This is a genomic window from Mesorhizobium sp. B2-9-1, from assembly GCF_006439455.1.
Lineage (GTDB): Bacteria > Pseudomonadota > Alphaproteobacteria > Rhizobiales > Rhizobiaceae > Mesorhizobium.
In genome coordinates this window covers 374,440-393,474 of sequence record NZ_VFTP01000001.1, presented here as the reverse complement: position 1 = coordinate 393,474, position 19,035 = coordinate 374,440, and the positions used below count along the sequence as shown (strand labels likewise).

Sequence of the window (19,035 nt, the reverse complement as noted above, 5' to 3'; positions counted from 1 at the left end):
GGTGGTGAAATGCATGTCGCAGGATGCGTGCGGCTTGCAGAGGGTTAGCCGGAAGCGTCCGGCGCGGCAGTCTTTTATGAGGAGTTTCCGCCGCCGTAAAGCCGCCAGCCATCTATTTGCTAGTCGTTCTATTTGATGAGGCCGGGCAAATCCTTCAGGAACGCCGCCCGCGTCGCGAGACCCTTCGGCTCTTCGGTACGCCTGGCATCGACGACCAGTCTTGCAAAGACGATGCGGCGGCCGTTCTTCTCGGCCCAGCCGACGAACCAGCCGAGCGAGCGCTTGCCGTCCTGGCCGAGCCTGGTGCTGCCCGTCTTGCCTTGCACCGTCCAGTCCCCTGCCGCGAAGGTCGGCAGGATCGCCCTGGTCATCTCATGCGCCTTCGCCGACACCGGCATCTTGCCGGTAAGCAGCTGGCGCAGGAAAGCCGTCTGCTCGACCGGCGATATTTCGAGCGAGGAATTGATCCAGGATTGCGTCAGCCCGTTGTCCTTGCCGGCATCGCCCGAGACGTCCTTGTTGCCATAGCCGAATTTCGCCACATAACCGGCGAACTTCTCGGCACCGAGACGCCGCGTGATCTCGCGCGAGTACCAGACGATCGAATCGCGTTCCCAGATCGTCGGATCGACGGTCTTCTGGTCGCGCTTCGCCGCCTTGAACTCGGGCTTGTAGTCCCAGCTCGGCATGTGCTGGTCGCTCAGGATGCCGGCATCGTAGCCGATCAGCGCCAAGGGCACCTTGAACGTCGAAGCCGGGCTGACGCGCTGGTCGCAGACGCCGTCCTGGTAAAGTGTTGCACCGCTTTGCTGGTCCTGGATCAGCGTGCAGTGGATGTCGCCGAGCGGCGCCGATTGCGCCCGCACCGGCAAGCCCAGCATCCAGGCCAGCAGGAAAAGAACGATGGCGAAAATGAAAGGATAGCGGTCCATCTGGCGCATGGCGAAGTCACTCCGGTATGAGATTACGGGAGCGGCTTAGCGAGACGACTTGTCTCGATTTTGTCTCAAATTCGCAGTGTTCGTGCAGCTTCGCGTTAACCCTACCGAACCGTTAAAATCCGCGTCGCGCGGGACGGCGAAGCAATCAGATTTCGGGCTCGCTGCGCCCTTTGCCGATCCGCCAGTAGCGCCAGGGCATGAACCAGACATAGCGTTGGGCAAGCGTCTCCGGCACGCGGTCGATGCCATGCGTCCCAAACGGCCCGCAGCGCAGCACCCGGAACAGTCCCATCCAGCCGCCGGCCCACAGGCCATGGCGGGCAATCGCCTCATGCGCATATTCGGAACAGGTCGGCAGGTGTCGGCAGCTGTTGCCGACAAAGCCGGACAGCGTCAGCTGATAGAGGCGCACGAGCGAGGTGCCCAGGATGCGCCCGGGCGTCTTGCGCCAAGGTCCCGGCCAATTGCGTCCGCTCTGGATTGGCCGGCCGCCATGCATATGTCCGGGATGGTCGCCCACCCACGTCTCCGCGGTTGTTTTGCTACGCGATAGATGTGTCCTTCCGACCTCGAACGCAACGCCCTTCCTCCTCATGGCCTGGCGCGACGGACGGGATGCCGGTCGGCCACTGGCGCATGGCGCGTGGAACTGCCGGGCCTTTCCTCGTGCCAGCCGGGGTGCCGGCTCTTGTCGCGCCACTGAAACGTCGCGATCAGCATGACGTCGCTTAGAATGGCCAGGAACTGGTTCATGGCAGTGCTCCTTTGAGCACCGATTAGACTGCCGCTGGCCTCCCGCCTCAAACGAGTATAATTTCCGCGTCGGATAACCTGAGGTTATGCGAATGAAGCGAGGGCGGCTGCCGCTGACGGCGCTCAGAAGTTTCGAATCTGCCGGCCGGCACCTTAGTTTCAGCCTGGCGGCCGACGAGCTTTACGTCTCGCAGGCCGCGATCAGCCGGCAGATCCGCGAGCTCGAGACCTTTTTGGGCAGACCGCTGTTTCTGCGCCTCCATCGCCGCGTCGAGCTGACGGATGCGGGACATCTGCTGCTCGACCGACTGGTCAGAAGCTTCGACGACATCGACCGCGTGCTTTCGGAGCTCACGACCTCGCCGGCGCAGGCGATTGTCCGCGTCAGCGTCGAACCGTCCCTTGCCGCCATATGGCTGCTGCCCCGGCTCAATCGCTTCCGCCAATTGCGGCCCGATATCGACGTGTCGCTCGAAGTCGATCCGCGGCCGATCGAGTTCCGCAGCGACCAGCCCGAGCTCGCCTTGCGTTTCAGCGCCCACGCCACGTCATGGCCGCGTAGCGAGGCCGAGCGCCTGGCCTCGACTGTCGATTCGCCGGTCCTGTCGCCGGCGCTGCTCGCCTCCGGCCCTCCCTTGGAAAAGCCGATCGATCTTCGCCATTACACGCTGCTGCATGAGGAAAACCGCCAGGGTTGGGCGCGCTGGTTCCAGGCCGCCGGCGTGCCCGCCGATGCGGTGCCTGCACGCGGCCCAATGCTGGCCGATGTCTCGCTGTCGAAGCAGGCTGCGCTGCTCGGACATGGCGTGGCGCTCGGCGACCTCCTGCAGGTCGGCGAGGAACTCGTGTCAGGCACTTTGATCAAGCCGTTCGACATCGACGTCGCTTCCGGCGCCTATTGGCTGGTGGCCAGGAGTTTGCGGAATCTACCGGAACCCGCCAATGCTTTTGCCGACTGGATACGAAGCGAATTCGCCGTGACCAGGGGAGCGGCCTGACCGCTGCGCTCAAGCCGCCTGTTCGGCGCGCTTCTTCTCGATCTGGCCGATCGCATCGACCACCGCGTCGAAGGTCAGCATGGTCGAGGCATGGCGCGCCTTGTAGTCGCGCACCGGCTCCAGATATTTGAGGTCGGCGAAACGGCCTTCCGGCGGCGCGCCGTTCTCCTTCAGCATCTTCAGCATGGTTTCGCGCACGGCGCGCAATTCGTCGGCGCTGGCGCCGACCACATGCTGGGCCATTATCGAGGACGATGCCTGGCCGAGCGCGCAGGCCTTCACGTCGTGCGCGAAATCGGTCACCACGTCACCGTCCATCTTGAGGTCGACCGTGACGGTCGAGCCGCATAATTTGGAATGCGCTCTGGCCGTCGCGTCGGCATCGTCGAGCCGGCCGATCCGCCCTATATTCCCGGCGAAACCGAGAATTTTCGCATTGTAGACGTCGTCGATCATATTTTTCCAATCCGTCGCCGCCAAGCGAACAGGCTTTGCCGCTCTCGCGTCTTCCTTTCGCGCCGCTCGAACCATATATAATGGTCGCAGTCGGGCATCGACAAGGCGACGAAAAAGCCGTTGTCGCTGCTCATCTGTTCACGCCGCTTGCGGGATGGAAATGGGCGATTTTCACCCAAAAGGTCGTGGTCCGTTCAACTCGTTCCACCTTTGAGTGGGACTACGGGAGACGCCTTTATGGATGCCGTCATCAAGAAAATTATGCCCCCGTCCGAATATTTGGAAAAGCCCGTCACCGACCGGCCGAGCGAAGCCGAGGTCGAAGCCGCCGTGCGCACGCTTTTGCGCTGGACCGGCGACAATCCGGACCGCGAAGGCCTGATCGACACGCCCAAGCGCGTCACCAAAGCCTTCCGCGAAATGTTCAACGGCTATGACATGTGCCCGGCCGACGAGCTTGGCCGCACCTTCGAGGAAGTCGCCGGCTATGACGATCTCGTTATCGTCAGGAACATAAAATTCCATTCGCATTGCGAGCATCACATGGTGCCCATCATCGGCAAGGCGCATGTCGGCTATCTGCCTGACGGCAAGGTCGTCGGCCTATCGAAGATCGCGCGCGTCGTCGACATCTTCGCGCACCGCCTCCAGACGCAGGAAGCGATGACCGCGCAGATCGCAGGCGTCATCCAGGATGTGCTCAACCCGCGCGGCGTCGCCGTCATGCTCGAGGCCGAGCATATGTGCATGGCCATGCGCGGCATCCGCAAGCAGGATTCGACCACGCTGACCTCCACCTTCACCGGCGTCTTCAAGGACACGCCGGAGGAGCAGGTCCGCTTCGTCACCATGGTGCGCGCCGGCGGCTGATCGCCGGCCATCGCCGGCCACTAGAAGGAAAGATCGACCGGCGATGTCGGCACCGAAATTCCCCAAAGCCCCATCCGATAAGAAATCGCTGGAGGAAGGCTCCGTCCTTTCTCCGCGCTTCGATGCGGCCGGCCTCGTCACCGTCGTCGTCACCGATGCCGGCGACGGCATGCTCTTGATGGTCGCGTATATGAATGCCGAGGCGCTGGCGCTGACGCTGGAGACCGGCATTGCCCATTACTGGTCGCGCTCGCGCAACGCGCTGTGGAAGAAGGGCGAAACCTCGGGCAATTTCCAGCAGATCGTCGAGATGCGCACGGATTGTGACCAAGACGCGATATGGTTGCGCGTCAAAGTGTTGGGCCACGACGCAACCTGTCACACCGGACGGCGTTCCTGCTTTTATCGGACGGTGGGGCTGAATGACGGCAAGGCGACGCTTGCCGGCGACGGCAGCAGGCCGCTGTTCGATACGGACCAAACGTATCGGAAGCCGGTGTGAACCATTCAATATTCACAAACCACTCAGATTCACTATTCTCAAATATCCTTGCGATAGAAGGGATACGGGACAAGGGAGATCATGATGCTCGAATGGGCGTCATTGCGCAGCAGACCTGACGTTCGGGAGGCCAACGGCCCCGCATCGTCAGGCGGCGCGTCCGACCCGAAGCCAGGTGGGAAAGCCGGTATCTCGCTGGCGCTCGGCGGCGGCTGCGCCAGGGGCTGGGCCCATATCGGCGTGTTGCGCGCGCTTGACGAGGCCGGCATCGAAGTATCGATGATCGCCGGCACCTCGATTGGCGCGCTGGTCGGCGGCTGCTACCTTGCCGGCAAGCTCGACGAACTGGAAGAATTCGCCAGAAGCCTGACCAAGCGGCGCATTTTTGGCCTTCTCGATCTCAATCTTCGCGGCAGCGGCCTGTTCGGCGGCATGAGGCTCGATCAGCGCCTGCGCGAGCATCTCGACGGCGCCCGCTTCGAAGACCTGGCGAAACCCTTCGTCGCCGTCGCGTCCGAAATCCGCACCGGCCATGAAATCTGGCTGTCGAGCGGCTCGCTTGTCACCGCCATGCGCGCCTCCTATGCGTTGCCGGGCGTCTTCGAGCCGGTGGCCTGCAACGGCCGCATGCTGGTCGACGGCGCGCTGGTCAATCCGGTGCCGGTCTCGGTCTGCCGCGCCTATGAGCAGCCGCTCGTCGTTGCGGTCAATCTGCATTACGACCTGTTCGGCCGCGCCGCCGTCATCAAGCACAGCGCCGGCGAGCTGCTTGTCGAGAACGACGCGCCGCGTCCCGGCCAGGTCAATCCTCAGTCACACCAGACGCGCCTTGGCATCACCGGCGTCATGGTCGAGGCTTTCAACATCATTCAGGACCGGATTTCGCGGGCCAGGCTGGCCGGCGATCCGCCGGATATGTCGCTGCAGCCCAAACTCAGCCATATCGGCCTGACGGAATTCCATCGCGCCGACGAGGCGATCAGCCTCGGCTATCAGGCGACGAAGTCCCAGATCAACGAACTGACCCGGCTGCAGTCCGTTCTCGTGTGAACTCCGGTAGGGCACCGCCCTAAGGTGTGTTGAGATTCAGGTCAGGCCGAGTCGAAAATGGCGGGTTCTGAGAACCGGAGCGGAGCGTACTTTTCGTACGTGAGCACCGGAAGCGCAGGAAGCCGCCATTTGCAGACCGGCCTCACCTGAATATCAACATACCTTAAGCCAGGGCCGCATCACTGATGCGGAACTGCACCATGCGGTTGCCGTTCCAGTAGTTGCCCGATAACGAACCGGCGATATGCACGGTCCTGCCCCTGTTTTTAAACAGGAATTCGCCGAGAGCCGTGTCGACGGCGCGAAATGCAATGGCCTGAATATTGCCGCCGCTTTGCGACTGGAGGTCCACCCGAATGTGGTTGGTGCCGATCGCGCGCGCGTCGGCCAGCCGATGGCGCGGCAGCACGAACACCGGTGCGATGTGCCCGGCCCCGAACGGCCCGGCTTTCTCCAGCGCGTCGAGCAGCGCGATCGTGGCGCCCTCGGCGGCCAAGGCGCCGTCGATCGCCAGGCTTTCCTCGTTCTGCAGCCGGAACACGTCGGCCGCGGCGCGCTCCTCGAAGAAGGCGCGCAGTTCGCCGAGCTTGGCGCGCTCGACGGTGATGCCGGCGGCCATCGCGTGGCCGCCGCCCTTGACGATCAGCCCCGCCTCGGCCGCCTCGCGCACCAGCCGGCCGAGGTCGAAGCCGGTCACCGAACGGCCGGAGCCCGTGCCGATGCCGGTCGAGTTGAAGGCGATGGCAAAAGCCGGCCGGCGCGCATGATCCTTGAGCCGCGAGGCGATCAGTCCGACGATGCCGGGATGCCAGCTGTTGCTGGCGGTGACGATGACTGCCGGGCCGTTGCCGCCGGCAAGCTCGGCATCGGCCTCAGCCCGCGCCTGCGCCAGCATCTCCTGCTCCATCTGCTGGCGTTCCTGATTCAGCCGGTCCAGCGTCTCGGCAATGCCTGCCGCCTCGACAGGATCGTCGGTGGCCAGAAGCCGGCTGCCGAGCGCGGCATCGCCGATGCGGCCGCCGGCATTGATACGCGGGCCGATCAGGAAGGACAGATGGAAAGTGTTGATCGGCTCGCCGATGCGCGAGACCCGCGCCAGCGCCGCCAGCCCCTCATTCTTCTGCTGGCGCAACACCTGCAGCCCCTTGACGACGAAGGCCCGGTTGACGCCGGTGAGCGGCACCACGTCGCAGACCGTCGCCAGCGCCACCAGATCGAGCATCGAAAGCAGATCGACCGGTGCGGCGTCCGGCAGCCTCGCGCGCAGCACTTTGGCCGTCTGCACCAGGCACAGGAAGACGACGCCGGCGGCGCACAGATGTCCCTGCCCCGACAGGTCGTCCTCGCGATTGGGATTGACCACGGCCTCCGCCGCTGGCAACGGACCGCCGACCTGGTGATGGTCGAGCACCACGACATCGGCGCCGGCTTGCCTGGCCGCGTCGATCGAGGTCGCGCTGTTGGTGCCGCAGTCGACGGTGACGATCAGCTTCGCGCCGCGCGAGATCAAGTCCCGCATCGCTTCCGGATTGGGCCCGTAGCCTTCGAAGATGCGGTCCGGGATGTAGATTTCCGACGGCACCGAAAAATGCGTGAGAAAGCGTTTTAACAGCGCCGACGACGCCGCGCCGTCGACATCGTAGTCGCCGAAGATCGCCACTTTTTCGTGGGCGACGACCGCATCGGCCAGCCTCGCCGCCGCTTTCTCCATGTCGGTCAGCGATGCTGGATTCGGCAGAAGCTCGCGAATGGTTGGATCGAGGAAGCGCTCGGTCTGCTCCACGCTGACGCCGCGGCCGGCAAGCACCCGCGCCACGATGTCGGGCACGCCATGGCCCTGCGCCATGGCCAAGGCGGCCATGTCCTGGCGCTCGGTCAGCCGGTGTTCCCAGGAAACACCGGTCGCCGACTGCCTGACATCGAGGAAGAACCGTTTCTCGCCCGTCATGCGACGCGCCGTCTGCACATCATCATTGCGCAGATATCAATATGCGACGGCCGGAGCAATTGCGGGCAAGCGGGCAATGCGGGGAAAGGTGTGGAACGTTTTTCCTCGAATTGCGGCAAAGCGCCCGGACGAAGCCAAATCAGAACTTATCCAGATCCTGGTGACGCGCCTTGATCTCGCGCACGGTGCGCGAGGACGACCGCAGTACGATGGTGTGCGTGGTGATGAAGGTGCGGCCGAACTTCACCCCGTCGAGCAAATTGCCGTCGGTGACGCCGGTCGCCGCGAACAGCACGTCGCCACGCGCCATGTCTTGGGCGCGATAGATCCGCTTCGGGTCGGAAATGCCCATTTTGTGCGCGCGCGCCACCTTCTCCGGCGTGTCGAGGATCAGCCGGCCCTGCATCTGTCCGCCGGTGCAGCGAAGTGCGGCCGCCGCCAGAACGCCCTCCGGCGCGCCGCCGGTGCCGAGATAGATGTCGATGCCGGTCTCGTCCGGATCGGTGGTGTGGATGACGCCCGCGACATCGCCATCGCCGATCAGCCGGATCGCCGCACCCGTGGCGCGCACGGCGTCGATCAGCTTGGCGTGGCGCGGCCTGTCGAGGATGCAGGCGGTGATGTCGGAGACGGCCACGCCCTTGGCTTTGGCCAGATTGGCGAGGTTTTCGGCCGGCGAGGCGTCGATGTCGATCAGACCTTCGGGATAGCCGGGGCCGATGGCGATCTTGTCCATGTAGACGTCGGGCGCGAACAGCAGGCTGCCCTTTTCCGCAATCGCGATGACGGCAAGTGCGTTGGGCAGGTTCTTGGCGCAGATCGTCGTGCCCTCGAGCGGATCGAGCGCGATGTCGACGGCCGGGCCTTTGCCGGTGCCGACCTCCTCGCCGATATAGAGCATCGGCGCCTCGTCGCGCTCGCCTTCGCCGATCACCACCGTGCCTTGGATGGCCAGCCGGTTGAGCTCCTGGCGCATGGCGTCGACCGCCACCTGATCGGCAGCCTTCTCATCGCCGCGCCCGCGCAGCCTTGCCGCCGCGACGGCGGCCCGCTCGGTCACACGCACGACTTCCATCGTAAGGATCCGGTCGAGACCGGCGGTGATGTCCTGGGCTATGTTCATAGACAGAAATTCCTCGTGAAACTCAACCTCCCGCCAGAGGTGCGCTTCTTCTGGCAAAGCTCCATGACAACGGCAAGACTTGCCCCGTCAATTTTTGAAATGACAGCAAAATCAATCGATTGAAGGCAGAACCGGACTTGGCTTATTCCGCCCGCTCGATGCGGATCACCTGCGGCTTGTCGGTCAGATGACCGTCCTTGGTGATGCCTTCGACGGCCTTGCGCACCGCCGCTTCCGTCGTCTCGTGGGTAACGAGGATCACCGTCTTCTGCGCCTGCGTTTCCGCGCCGGCAGCCTGCTGGACGATCGATTCCAGCGAGATGTCGTTGTCGGCCATGCGCTTGGCAATGGCCGCGAAGACGCCCGTGCGGTCATGCACGGTCAACCGGATGAAATAGCCGCCGGCATGGCTGCGCATCTGCGCTTTCTTGTAAGGCTTCAGTTCCTTCGCCGGCCAGCCGAAGACCGGGCCATGCTGGAATCCCGGCCGGCTCTTGGCGATGTCGGCAATGTCGCCGACGACCGCCGAAGCGGTCGCATTGCCGCCGGCGCCCGGACCGGAAAGCAGGAGCTCGCCAAGGATATCGGTCTCGATCGCCACCGCGTTGGTGACGCCATGCACCTGCGCGATGACCGACGCCGTCGGCACCATGGTCGGATGGACACGCTGCTCTATCCCGCTGTCGGTGCGCTGCGCGACGCCGAGCAGCTTGATGCGGTAGCCGAGATCGCCCGCCGCGCGGATGTCGGCCTGGGTGATGTTGGAGATGCCTTCCATGTAGATGTCGCCGGCAGCGATCCTGGTGCCGAAGGCAAGGCTGGTCAGGATCGACAGCTTGTGCGCCGTGTCGTGGCCTTCGATGTCGAAGGTCGGATCGGCCTCGGCGTAGCCCAGCCGCTGCGCATCCTTCAGGCAGGCGTCGAAGGAGATGCCCTCCGCCTCCATGCGGGTCAGGATGTAGTTGCAGGTGCCGTTGAGGATGCCGAAGACACGGGTCACCGCGTTGCCCGCCATCGCCTCGCGCATCGTCTTGATAACCGGGATGCCGCCGGCCACTGCCGCCTCGTAGTTGAGCAGCACACCCTTCTTCTCGGCGATCTCGGCAAGCGCCACGCCATGCTTGGCAAGCAGCGCCTTGTTGGCGGTGACGACATGCCTTCCCGCCTCGAGCGCCGCCTTCACCGACAGACGTGCCGGCCCCTCATCGCCGCCGATCAGCTCGACGAAGACGTCGATATCGGCCTTCTCGGCCAGCTTGACCGGATCGTCGAACCATTTCGCGACGCTGAGATCGATGCCTCGGTCGCGTTTCGGATCGCGAGCCGAAACGGCGGTCACAACGATGTCGCGACCGCACTGCCGGGTAAGCTCGGCCGCCTTGTCGCGCAGCACGCGCGCCACCGAGGCGCCCACCGTGCCCAGGCCGGCAATTCCAATACGCAACGCTTCAGCCATGTCCGGAGAGGCCCCTCAACTTGCAAAAAATGTCAGGTGCAAAAAATGTCAGGCAACTCAACGATGAGCGGCTAAAGGCACCACATTGTTGGGCTGCTTGGCGGTGGTCGCGAGGAACTTCTTGATGTTGCGCGCGGCCTGGCGAATCCGGTGCTCGTTCTCGACCAGCGCCAGGCGCACATAATCGTCGCCATGCTCGCCGAAGCCGACGCCCGGCGCCACCGCGACATCCGCATGCTCGATGAGCAGCTTGGAGAATTCCAGCGAGCCGAGATGGCGGAACGGTTCCGGAATCGGCGCCCAGGCGAACATCGAGGCCGCCGGCGCAGGAATGGTCCAGCCGGCGCGGCCGAAGGAATCGACCATCACGTCGCGCCGCTTGTGGTAGACCTCGCGCACCTCCTCGATCTCGGCGCCGTCGCCGTTCAGCGCATGCGCCGCCGCAACCTGGATCGGTGTGAACGCGCCATAGTCGAGGTAGGACTTCACCCGCGTCAGCGCCGAAATCAGCCGCTCGTTGCCGACCGCGAAGCCCATGCGCCACCCGGGCATGGAAAAGGTCTTCGACATCGAAGTGAACTCGACGCAGACATCCATCGCGCCCGGCACCTGCAGCACCGACGGCGGCGGATTGCCGTCGAAATAGATTTCCGAATAGGCGAGATCCGACAAGATGATGATGTCGTTCTTCTTCGCGAATGCCACCACGTCCTTGTAGAAATCGAGCGAGGCGACCAGCGCCGTCGGGTTCGACGGATAATTGAGGATCAGCGCCAGCGGCTTCGGGATCGAGTGGCGGATGCCGCGCTCGACCGCAGGGATGAAACCGTCATCGGGCTCGACCTGCAGCGAGCGGATCACCCCGCCCGACATGATGAAACCGAAGGCGTGGATCGGATAGGTCGGATTGGGGCACAGGATCACGTCGCCGGGCGCGGTGATCGCCTGCGCCATGTTGGCGAAGCCCTCCTTCGAGCCCAGCGTCGCCACCACCTGCGTGTCGGGATTGAGCTTCACGCCGAAGCGGCGCAGATAATAATTCGCCTGGGCGCGGCGCAGACCCGGAATGCCGCGCGAGGCGGAGTAGCGATGCGTGCGCGGATCGCGCACCACTTCGCACAATTTGTCGACGATGGCTTTCGGCGTCGGCAGGTCCGGATTGCCCATGCCAAGGTCGATGATGTCGGCGCCGCGCGAACGGGCGCTGGCCTTCAGCCGGTTGACCTGCTCGAACACGTAAGGCGGAAGCCGGCGGACCTTGTGAAATTCTTCCATTTCAGTTCCAGACCATCAGAGTTTCGGCGCGCGATATAGACCTAATTGCAGCTAGGGTCGAGGGCGGGGTCGCATTTGCCCTCGATCTGCTTCAGCGTGTCGGCGCCATGCGTCTTGGCCAAAGTGTTGAGCGCGGCCGAATTCGCCGGCGCCTTGACGCCGCTGCCCTTGGCAATCTGCGTCTGCTCCTCGGCCTTGAGTTGGGCGAGGTTCGCCGCGGTCTCTTCCTTGGTGAGCTGCTTGGCGGCCACCTGCGGCGGGATGTTGAGGTTCGGATAGGAACCGGTGTCCTTAGGACCTTCCGTTAACGCCGTCGGCGCATTGTTCGTGCTGGTGCTCGTGCAGCCGGCAGCGGGCAGCAGCATGCCGACCAGCCCCGCCATCAGCGCCATGCGGCAAATCGAACCCGGCTTGAGAAAAAAAGTCCCGCCGACATTAATCGTCATATTGTTTTCCTGGCAGCCGGGTTAGAGCGAATTGGACCCGGTCAGATGTCCCATGGTAATATGTCAAGAAAACGCTCCGGGAGGAACCCCGCGAACCATGTCCAAACCTGACGATTCGGACAAAGCGGAAAATGGCGGACCTTCGGCCATCGAGCAATATCTCGTGAAGGATCCCGAGCGCTTCGCCCTGAACATGGCGCGCATGGTCGAGCAGGCCGGCAAGGCGGCTTCCGCCTGGGCCGAACCGCGCGAGAAAGGCGAAGTGCGCGACCATGTCGCCGAACCCGTCGTCGACATGGTCAAGACCTTCTCAAAGCTTTCGGAATACTGGCTGGGCGACCCGCAACGCGCGCTCGAAGCGCAGACGCGGCTGTTTGCCGGCTATATGACCGTCTGGGCGAACGCCATCCAGAAGGTCAATCCGAACGCCGAAGCGCCACAGGACGCGGTTCAGCCCGAGCGCGGCGACAAGCGCTTCCAGGACCCCGAATGGGGCCGCAATGCCTTCTTCGACTTCCTCAAGCAGGCCTATCTCGTCACCTCGCGCTGGGCGAACGAGCTTGTCGAGCATGCCGAGGGCCTGGACGAACACACCCGCCACAAGGCGGGCTTCTACGTCAAGCAGGTGTCGAACGCGATCGCGCCGTCGAACTTCATCCTGACCAATCCCGAGCTGTTCCGCGAGACCATGGCCTCGAACGGCGAGAACCTGGTGCGCGGCGTGAAGATGCTGGCCGAGGACATCGCCGCGGGCCGGGGCGACCTGAAGCTGCGCCAGGCCGACTACACGCCCTTCGAGATCGGCAAGAACATCGCCACCACGCCCGGCAAGGTCATCGGCCGCAGCGATGTCGCAGAGATCATCCAATACGACCCGGTAACCGAGACGGTGCTGAAACGGCCGCTGCTGATCTGCCCGCCATGGATCAACAAATTCTATATTCTCGACCTCAACCCGCAAAAGTCCTTCATCCGCTGGGCGATCGAGCAGGGCCACACCGTCTTCGTCATCTCCTGGATCAATCCCGACGAGCGTCACGGCGCCAAGGGCTGGGAGGCCTATATCCGCGAAGGCCTGCAATTCGGCCTCGACATGGTGGAGAAGGCCTCCGGCGAGAAGGAGGTCAACGCCATCGGTTACTGCGTCGGCGGCACGCTCCTGGCTGCCGCACTGGCGCTGTTGGCGCAGGAAGGCGACCACCGCATCAAATCGGCCACCTTCTTCACCACCCAGGTCGACTTCACCTATGCCGGCGACCTCAAGGTGTTTGTCGACGAGGACCAGGTCGCCGCGGTCGAGCGCTCGATGGGCGAGAAGGGTTATCTCGACGGCACCAAGATGGCCACCGCCTTCAACATGCTGCGCTCGGGCGACCTGATCTGGCCCTATGTCGTCAACAACTACATGCGCGGCAAGGAGCCCCTGCCCTTCGACCTGCTCTACTGGAATTCCGATTCCACGCGCATGGCGGCGGCCAATCACTCGTTCTACCTGCGCAACTGCTATCTCGAGAACAATCTCTCGCGCGGCACAATGGAGCTTGCCGGTCGCACGGTCTCTCTGGCCGACATCACCATCCCCGTCTACAACCTGGCCACGAAGGAAGACCACATCGCGCCGGCGCTTTCGGTGTTCTTGGGGTCGCAGTTTTTCGGCGGCGACGTCGAGTATGTCATGGCGGGATCCGGTCACATCGCCGGCGTCGTCAACCCACCTGCCGCCAGGAAATATCAGTACTGGACCGGCGGCAAGCCGGTAGGCGATTTCAACGCGTGGCTTGCCGCGGCGCACGAGCATCCTGGTTCCTGGTGGACGCACTGGCAGCACTGGATCGAGGCCCAGGACGACATCCGCGTACCCGCCCGCAAACCCGGCAAGCGTATGAAAACCTTGGGAGATGCGCCGGGCACCTATGTCAAGGTACGTGTGTAACGGGCTGTAATGTGTGGTGAGTTGACGGGCCGCCAAAACAGGGCGAAATGGTGGCGTCAATCGTTCGGCGGCCTCAAATCACCTTCCGACGCAGAATAATTCCGAGGCTTGCAGATTCGACACACGTCCCGTTTCCGGTTGGGAACAGGAGGGTTATCGCGGCGCGGTACTGGAGTGGCGCGGCGATGACGAACCGACCGGATATCGAGGGGGAATTTGTTTTGAAACCAGCAGGTTGGCGTCTTGCACGAAGGGGAAGCTGCAGCATTGCGGCAGCGCTTTTCTCCGTGCTTCTGGCCTCCTGCACATCGACCGGCGACCCGACGATGTCGGTCGTTTCGCCCGCCTACAATTCAACCGCCGGCGAAATGAGCGCGACATCCAGCGCCAAGACCGCGACTTCGGCCGATTCGTCCCTGCAGGCATCGGCGCCGGCCGAAGCGACGTCGACCGTGATGAGCGAGGGCGATGCGCCTTTGCCCGAGAAGGTCGCCTACGTGCCGGAGACGCGGCCGGACGGCACCTTCCCCATCGTCATCCCTGCCGGCGCCCAGGCGATTGCCGGGAGCACGCCGCAACCGCTGGTTCAGCAGGCGCAAACGGCGGAACAGACACTAGGCGTCGCCAAGCGGGTCGCCGCCGGCGATGCCGCCACCGTCGCGTCGAAGGCGCAGGCGACCACGCAGGCCATGAGCAACGGCGTCTATGTGACCGCGGCCGAGCCGGTGCAGCCGCAGATCGCCGCGCCGAAGAAAAGCCTGTTCGCCTCGCTGTTCAGCACCACGCCGGCTTCGGCCGCGCCCGCCCCCCTGATCAACAATGCGCGCTCCGGCGACCAGCCCGCCGAGCAGGCCAAGGCCACGCCGCCGCCGGCCAAGCCGATCGTGACGCTGGCCTCGGCGACCCCGGCCGAGAAGCCGGTGCAACTGGCCTCGCTCGACAATCCGAGCAATCACATCACGGGCGCCGACGCTCTTCCCGGCGTGCGCCAGACGGCGCTGTTCGAGATCAAGCGCAAATCCGGCATCGACGACGAGAGCGACGTCGACCTCAACGAGGACGAGGGCGGCGGCGGTTCCTACCAGGTGGCGTCGGCCGCCGGCTTGGCCAGGCTCGCGCCCAACGGCCTTTTGAAGCAGAACGAAAGCGTCGACGTCGCCTGCCTCAAGCCGTCGCTGGTGCGGGTGCTGAAGACGATCGAGGGCCATTTCGGCCGCAAGATGATCGTCACCTCCGGCTATCGCGATCCCTCGCGCAACCGTCGCGCCAACGGCGCCAAGAACTCGCTGCACATGTATTGCGCCGCCGCCGACATCCAGTTGCCCGGCGTGTCGAAATGGGAACTGGCGAGCTACGTCCGCTCGATGCCCGGCCGCGGCGGCGTCGGCACCTACTGCCACACCGAATCCGTCCATATCGACGTCGGCCCCGAGCGCGACTGGAACTGGCGCTGCCGCAGGCGCAGCGGCGGCGGCGAGGACGGCTGACACGTTCGGCTTGGTCTCGTGGGCATGGCATGTTTGATCGGTTGAAAGCCGATCGCCGCCAACGCCATCACAGACGTTGGCGATTGGCCGAGGCATCCGTCGCTTCGTCATCCACGGGCGGAGCGGGAGCGAAGCGGACGCGCAGACCCGAGGATCCATTCCGTGACCTTGCTCGCGGAGTGCAGCCTCGCAGGTTCTGCACCGTTGCGGCACGTCAGCCTCACGGAATGGATTCCATGGTCTGCGCGCGTCGCTGCGCTCCTTGCTCCGCCATAGAATGACGACCGCGAGAGGCCTTCCAGCCAATCTCCGAGGTGCACGATCAAGTGGAGTCGGAAACCACGCCTAGTGCATCGGCGGAGCGCCTTTGCCGCCTTTGAAAAAAGTTGCCGCATGTGGCTGCAGATGGGTTGCCGGTTGGCAACAACGCAATTATAAGCCGCTTCGTCTGAGCGCGCCCATCGTCTAGCGGTTAGGACACCGCCCTTTCACGGCGGTAACAGGGGTTCGATTCCCCTTGGGCGTACCAGTTTCTTCAGTCGGTTGTTTCCGGTCGACGCTTCGGTCTCGATGAAGGACCCGAAGGCGGTTCGTCCTCTTGCCGTTTCAGGCCGCGTCCAGGGGCGGGCCTGTGAAGGTCAGACCGAAACGCGCCCCAATGGCCGCGATCTGATCCATGTCGTCGGGGATTCGGCACCTGTGTTTCGCCATCTCCGCGAAGAAGCCTTCGAAGCCGCCGGGCGTCATGACGGTGAGCATTCTGGCGGGTCGATCGCCAATCACCCGGAATGCATGCTCGATTCCGCGCGCAACGTGCACGACACCGCCCGGGCCGACTATGCGCGTTTGACCGTTCATCCAGAACTCTACTTCGCCGGACTGGATCTGGAAGGTTTCGTCCTCGCTATTGTGGACATGGCGCGGAGGACCATAACCGGGCTGATCGAGGCTTTCGAACATTCCGAGCCGCGAGGCCGTTTGCTCCGCCGTAAGGCAAATCCGGTAGGACGTGCCAAGCCACTGGACGCTGTAGGGTACTGAAGCAACGGCCACCGAAACCTCCCATGATCCGACGCCATTTTCAATGCAGGGAAATTGCCAGAACCGATTTCATAATTGAAATCGATAGCTATTATAAAATATATTCGGCGAATGAATTTATCGAGCTTCGACCTCAATCTCCTGCGGGTACTCGACGCGCTGTTGCGCGAGCAATCGACCGTAAAGGCCGGAGAACGCATCGGCCTGTCGCAACCGGCGATATCGGCCAGCCTGGGACGACTTCGGAATTTTCTCGGCGATCCGCTGTTCGTGCGCCAGGGACAGCACATCGTGCCGACACAATACGCCCGCAACCTCGAGCTTCCGCTTCGCCGCATCCTCGACGAATTGTCGGCGCTGCTTGGCGGGCCTGGCAGCTTCAATCCGGCCGAAGCCGAGCAAAACTTCAAGATCGCAGGTTCGGATTTCTTTGCCGAGATGCTGATGCCTGCCCTGGCCAATGCAATCTCACGCCACGCTCCCAAGATATTGGTCCAACTGGTGGATCTTGTGCCCGACGACTATGTCGGCACGCTCGAAAAGCACGGTATCGACCTTGCCCTCGTTCCCAAGGTCGATTTCCCCAGCTGGATCGACTATCTTCCTGCCTTCCGGTCGACATTCGTGACGATCGCCCGCGCTGGGCACCCAAGGCTCGAGCGGGCGAAGGTGAGCCCCGGAGACGTCATTCCGATCGACCTTTTCTGCGACCTCGGCCACGTCGTCTTCTCGCCCGAGGGCAAGCTCAAGGCCATGGGCGACGCGGCGCTGGCCCGGATGGGGCGCGAACGGCGGGTGGCCATGACGATGCCGGTGTTCGGCGGCGTCTGTAACGCAGTGGCAGGAAGCGATCTGGTCGCGCTCGTTCCGGAACAGCTCGCGCGCAGGGTAGCATCTCGCTTGGGGCTGGCGATCTACAGTCCGCCCATGCCGATCGATCCTGCCCTCATCTGCATCGTCTGGCACAAACGCAACACAACCGATCCCACGCACCGCTGGCTGCGGGAAATGGTTCTGGAGCTGCTCTCGCAGCTGAGCGCCGGCGAAACCGGCAGCAGCGTCCACGAACCACGCCCGGCCTGAATGGCGGGCCAGTGTCGTGCCTTGTCGGTAACAAGGCAGGACGCAAGCGGAAACGCGCTGTTAACGCCGTTCGCGGACGACAGGATGCCGTCCTCGACCCGAAAGTGTAAAATTCCCTCCGCTCTCAGCCGTGGAGGCGGGAATGAAGATGCTTCGGACAGCGCTCTTATGCGCGGCAATGACCGGCCTGCCAGGCGTGCCGCCCGTTCACGCAGACGATCAGCCTGCCCAGCCGAATAGCCAAGCAACGCCGCAGCCGCCAGCAGTCCATTGCCAGGGGCAAAATTGTCTTCCTCCGGCCGACGATCCCGTGCTGGACTGCAAGGGCCCGGATTGCACGCCGGCCCCGGCAACTGATCAGACGCCGAGCCCGGAGATTCAACCGGAGATACAAAAGGTCAAGTAAGCCGCATCGGCCAGTGTCTGAGGCTCCCGTGAAAAGCCGGGAGAGCGTCACAGGCCTCCGGTCAATCCGGAACCATTGGAGCCGGCTCTTCGCACCGGTAAACCATGCACCGGCCGTCGCCGGTCGGAACATAGTCGACCATCGGCACGTCAGGCGCATCGCACTCATTGCCGAATCGGCGGACATCACGATCATAGGTATTCGGTCCCGTGCTCAGCACCGCAGCGTGCTGGCTCTGGATCAGTGCCTGCGTCTGTTCACACGTCATCTTGCGCGTGTCGGACCGGGCGCGCGAAATTTGAAGCAGCAGTGAGCATGGCTGCCGCGCAAGGCAAAATCTTGCCTACGGGCATGGTGGCGTCCTGGCAAACATCGTATCGCCAAATCCGCATGTTGTGACGCAGTTCCGCAACAGTCGCGCTGTCACGATGCAGCGAGCGAGGCCGACATCGTTTCGATTTTGGCATGGCGGCCTGCGATGTCCATCTCCGTGTTGACGGCCCGAGCAAATCTCCGTGAGCGGTGGCCGCAAGCAATATCCCACTATATAACAGCGTCGTTGAGGTAATGAGATGTCAGGCGCCTACGATCTCGGAACCAATCTGGTCCGCCGTATTTATGAAAAACGCATAGATGCCCCGGCCATTCTTGATGCCGGCACGCATTTTCCCAATGCCGCGAAGTTCACCGCCGCCTGGCGCGATATCCGCGATGAGGCGCTGGCGGCGAAGCTGAACCAGGCGCCGCGCTTCCACGACATCATGCCGGAACAGGCCAATATCTCGGCCAATGACGGTCTCGACTGGCGCATGTTCGTGCTCAAGGCCTATGACATGACGATCCCGGAAAACCTCGCGCGCATGCCGGTCCTGAGCCGGCTGCTTTCGGAGTACCCCGAGGTCAAATCGGCCGCCGTCTCGTTCCTCGCCCCGCGCAAGCACATCCCGCCGCACCGCGGACCTTTTCGCGGCATCATGCGGTTCCATCTCGGCCTGGTCATCCCCAAGCAGCCGGACGGCCGTCCGGCAACGATCATGATGATCAATCGCGAGGAGAGACGCATCGCCGACGGCGAATGCTTGCTGTGGGACGACACGTTCGAGCACGAGGTCATGAACAACTCGGATCAGCCGCGCGTCGCTCTCCTGCTCGACGTGTGGCGTCCGCAAATGCCGCTGGATATGGAAATCCTTTCGCGCGTGATCGTGCGCGGCGTGCAGGTGGGTATGCGCTATCGGGGCGTGTCGTTCGGCGGCTGAACCGATCG

General features: G+C 63.5%; 18 protein-coding genes and 1 tRNA gene. 9 read left to right on the top strand and 10 right to left on the bottom strand.

Translation table 11 applies throughout. The features are described from left to right. Positions 1 to 128 precede the first annotated feature (128 nt). The 3 genes from blaOXA to FJW05_RS27330 form a co-directional block, all read right to left on the bottom strand. Positions 129 to 941, bottom strand: a complete 813-nt coding sequence (gene blaOXA, locus FJW05_RS01925) for a class D beta-lactamase (RefSeq protein ID WP_140627334.1) — start codon at positions 939 to 941, stop codon at positions 129 to 131. A gap of 145 nt (positions 942 to 1,086) precedes the next feature. Further along, a complete protein-coding gene (yidD, locus tag FJW05_RS01920) occupies positions 1,087 to 1,440 on the bottom strand; it encodes a membrane protein insertion efficiency factor YidD (protein ID WP_140628177.1) in 354 nt (117 codons plus the stop codon). A gap of 92 nt (positions 1,441 to 1,532) precedes the next feature. Then, positions 1,533 to 1,694, bottom strand: a complete 162-nt coding sequence (locus tag FJW05_RS27330) for a hypothetical protein (RefSeq protein ID WP_181164824.1) — start codon at positions 1,692 to 1,694, stop codon at positions 1,533 to 1,535. Between the two features lie 92 nt (positions 1,695 to 1,786). Here FJW05_RS27330 and FJW05_RS01915 point away from each other — a divergent pair, with 92 nt between their 5' ends. Then, a complete protein-coding gene (locus FJW05_RS01915) occupies positions 1,787 to 2,692 on the top strand; it encodes a LysR substrate-binding domain-containing protein (RefSeq protein WP_140627332.1) in 906 nt (301 codons plus the stop codon). Between the two features lie 9 nt (positions 2,693 to 2,701). Here FJW05_RS01915 and FJW05_RS01910 read toward each other — a convergent pair whose 3' ends face one another. Next, complete coding sequence (locus tag FJW05_RS01910; protein WP_140627330.1) at positions 2,702 to 3,148, bottom strand: iron-sulfur cluster assembly scaffold protein; 447 nt, start codon at positions 3,146 to 3,148, stop codon at positions 2,702 to 2,704. Between the two features lie 237 nt (positions 3,149 to 3,385). On the opposite strand from FJW05_RS01910, the gene folE reads away from it, so the two are divergent. From folE to FJW05_RS01895, 3 genes are all read left to right on the top strand, one after another. Next, a complete protein-coding gene (gene folE, locus FJW05_RS01905) occupies positions 3,386 to 4,018 on the top strand; it encodes a GTP cyclohydrolase I FolE (RefSeq protein ID WP_095765060.1) in 633 nt (210 codons plus the stop codon). A gap of 43 nt (positions 4,019 to 4,061) precedes the next feature. Then, complete coding sequence (gene hisI / locus FJW05_RS01900; protein ID WP_140627328.1) at positions 4,062 to 4,520, top strand: phosphoribosyl-AMP cyclohydrolase; 459 nt, start codon at positions 4,062 to 4,064, stop codon at positions 4,518 to 4,520. An 84-nt stretch (positions 4,521 to 4,604) separates the two neighbouring features. After that, complete coding sequence (locus FJW05_RS01895) at positions 4,605 to 5,570, top strand: patatin family protein (protein WP_140628174.1); 966 nt, start codon at positions 4,605 to 4,607, stop codon at positions 5,568 to 5,570. A 163-nt stretch (positions 5,571 to 5,733) separates the two neighbouring features. Here FJW05_RS01895 and recJ read toward each other — a convergent pair whose 3' ends face one another. The 5 genes from recJ to FJW05_RS01870 all read right to left on the bottom strand — a co-directional run bounded on the left by recJ (position 5,734) and on the right by FJW05_RS01870 (position 11,818). Further along, on the bottom strand, positions 5,734 to 7,518 hold the full coding sequence (recJ, locus tag FJW05_RS01890) for a single-stranded-DNA-specific exonuclease RecJ (protein ID WP_140627326.1): 1,785 nt from the start codon (positions 7,516 to 7,518) through the stop codon (positions 5,734 to 5,736). Between the two features lie 139 nt (positions 7,519 to 7,657). Further along, positions 7,658 to 8,641 (bottom strand): class II fructose-bisphosphatase, encoded by a 984-nt coding sequence (glpX, locus tag FJW05_RS01885; RefSeq protein ID WP_140627324.1) that lies wholly within the window; start codon positions 8,639 to 8,641, stop codon positions 7,658 to 7,660. 142 nt (positions 8,642 to 8,783) lie between these two features. Beyond that, positions 8,784 to 10,097 (bottom strand): homoserine dehydrogenase, encoded by a 1,314-nt coding sequence (locus FJW05_RS01880; RefSeq protein WP_140627322.1) that lies wholly within the window; start codon positions 10,095 to 10,097, stop codon positions 8,784 to 8,786. A gap of 57 nt (positions 10,098 to 10,154) precedes the next feature. Beyond that, the gene (locus tag FJW05_RS01875; protein WP_140627320.1) at positions 10,155 to 11,372 is read right to left on the bottom strand and encodes an LL-diaminopimelate aminotransferase; all 1,218 of its coding nucleotides are present in this window, start codon (positions 11,370 to 11,372) and stop codon (positions 10,155 to 10,157) included. Positions 11,373 to 11,413: 41 nt separating this feature from the next. Next, positions 11,414 to 11,818 (bottom strand): hypothetical protein, encoded by a 405-nt coding sequence (locus FJW05_RS01870; RefSeq protein WP_181164823.1) that lies wholly within the window; start codon positions 11,816 to 11,818, stop codon positions 11,414 to 11,416. A 97-nt stretch (positions 11,819 to 11,915) separates the two neighbouring features. Between FJW05_RS01870 and phaC the strand changes: the two genes are divergently transcribed. From phaC to FJW05_RS01855, 3 genes are all read left to right on the top strand, one after another. Continuing rightward, the gene (phaC, locus tag FJW05_RS01865; protein ID WP_140627318.1) at positions 11,916 to 13,751 is read left to right on the top strand and encodes a class I poly(R)-hydroxyalkanoic acid synthase; all 1,836 of its coding nucleotides are present in this window, start codon (positions 11,916 to 11,918) and stop codon (positions 13,749 to 13,751) included. 326 nt (positions 13,752 to 14,077) lie between these two features. After that, complete coding sequence (locus tag FJW05_RS01860; RefSeq protein WP_246673173.1) at positions 14,078 to 15,238, top strand: YcbK family protein; 1,161 nt, start codon at positions 14,078 to 14,080, stop codon at positions 15,236 to 15,238. A gap of 454 nt (positions 15,239 to 15,692) precedes the next feature. After that, positions 15,693 to 15,767 (top strand) — tRNA-Glu (locus tag FJW05_RS01855). A 77-nt stretch (positions 15,768 to 15,844) separates the two neighbouring features. Here FJW05_RS01855 and FJW05_RS01850 read toward each other — a convergent pair. Then, entirely contained in the window at positions 15,845 to 16,291 is a 447-nt protein-coding gene (locus FJW05_RS01850; RefSeq protein WP_246673171.1) for a cupin domain-containing protein, read from the bottom strand. A gap of 99 nt (positions 16,292 to 16,390) precedes the next feature. On the opposite strand from FJW05_RS01850, the gene FJW05_RS01845 reads away from it, so the two are divergent. Both FJW05_RS01845 and FJW05_RS01835 read left to right on the top strand, forming a co-directional pair. Further along, positions 16,391 to 17,362 (top strand): LysR family transcriptional regulator, encoded by a 972-nt coding sequence (locus FJW05_RS01845; protein WP_140627313.1) that lies wholly within the window; start codon positions 16,391 to 16,393, stop codon positions 17,360 to 17,362. Positions 17,363 to 18,340: 978 nt separating this feature from the next. Then, positions 18,341 to 19,027: an aspartyl/asparaginyl beta-hydroxylase domain-containing protein gene (locus tag FJW05_RS01835; RefSeq protein ID WP_140627311.1), complete on the top strand. Its 687-nt coding sequence runs from the start codon at positions 18,341 to 18,343 to the stop codon at positions 19,025 to 19,027. Positions 19,028 to 19,035 lie beyond the last annotated feature (8 nt).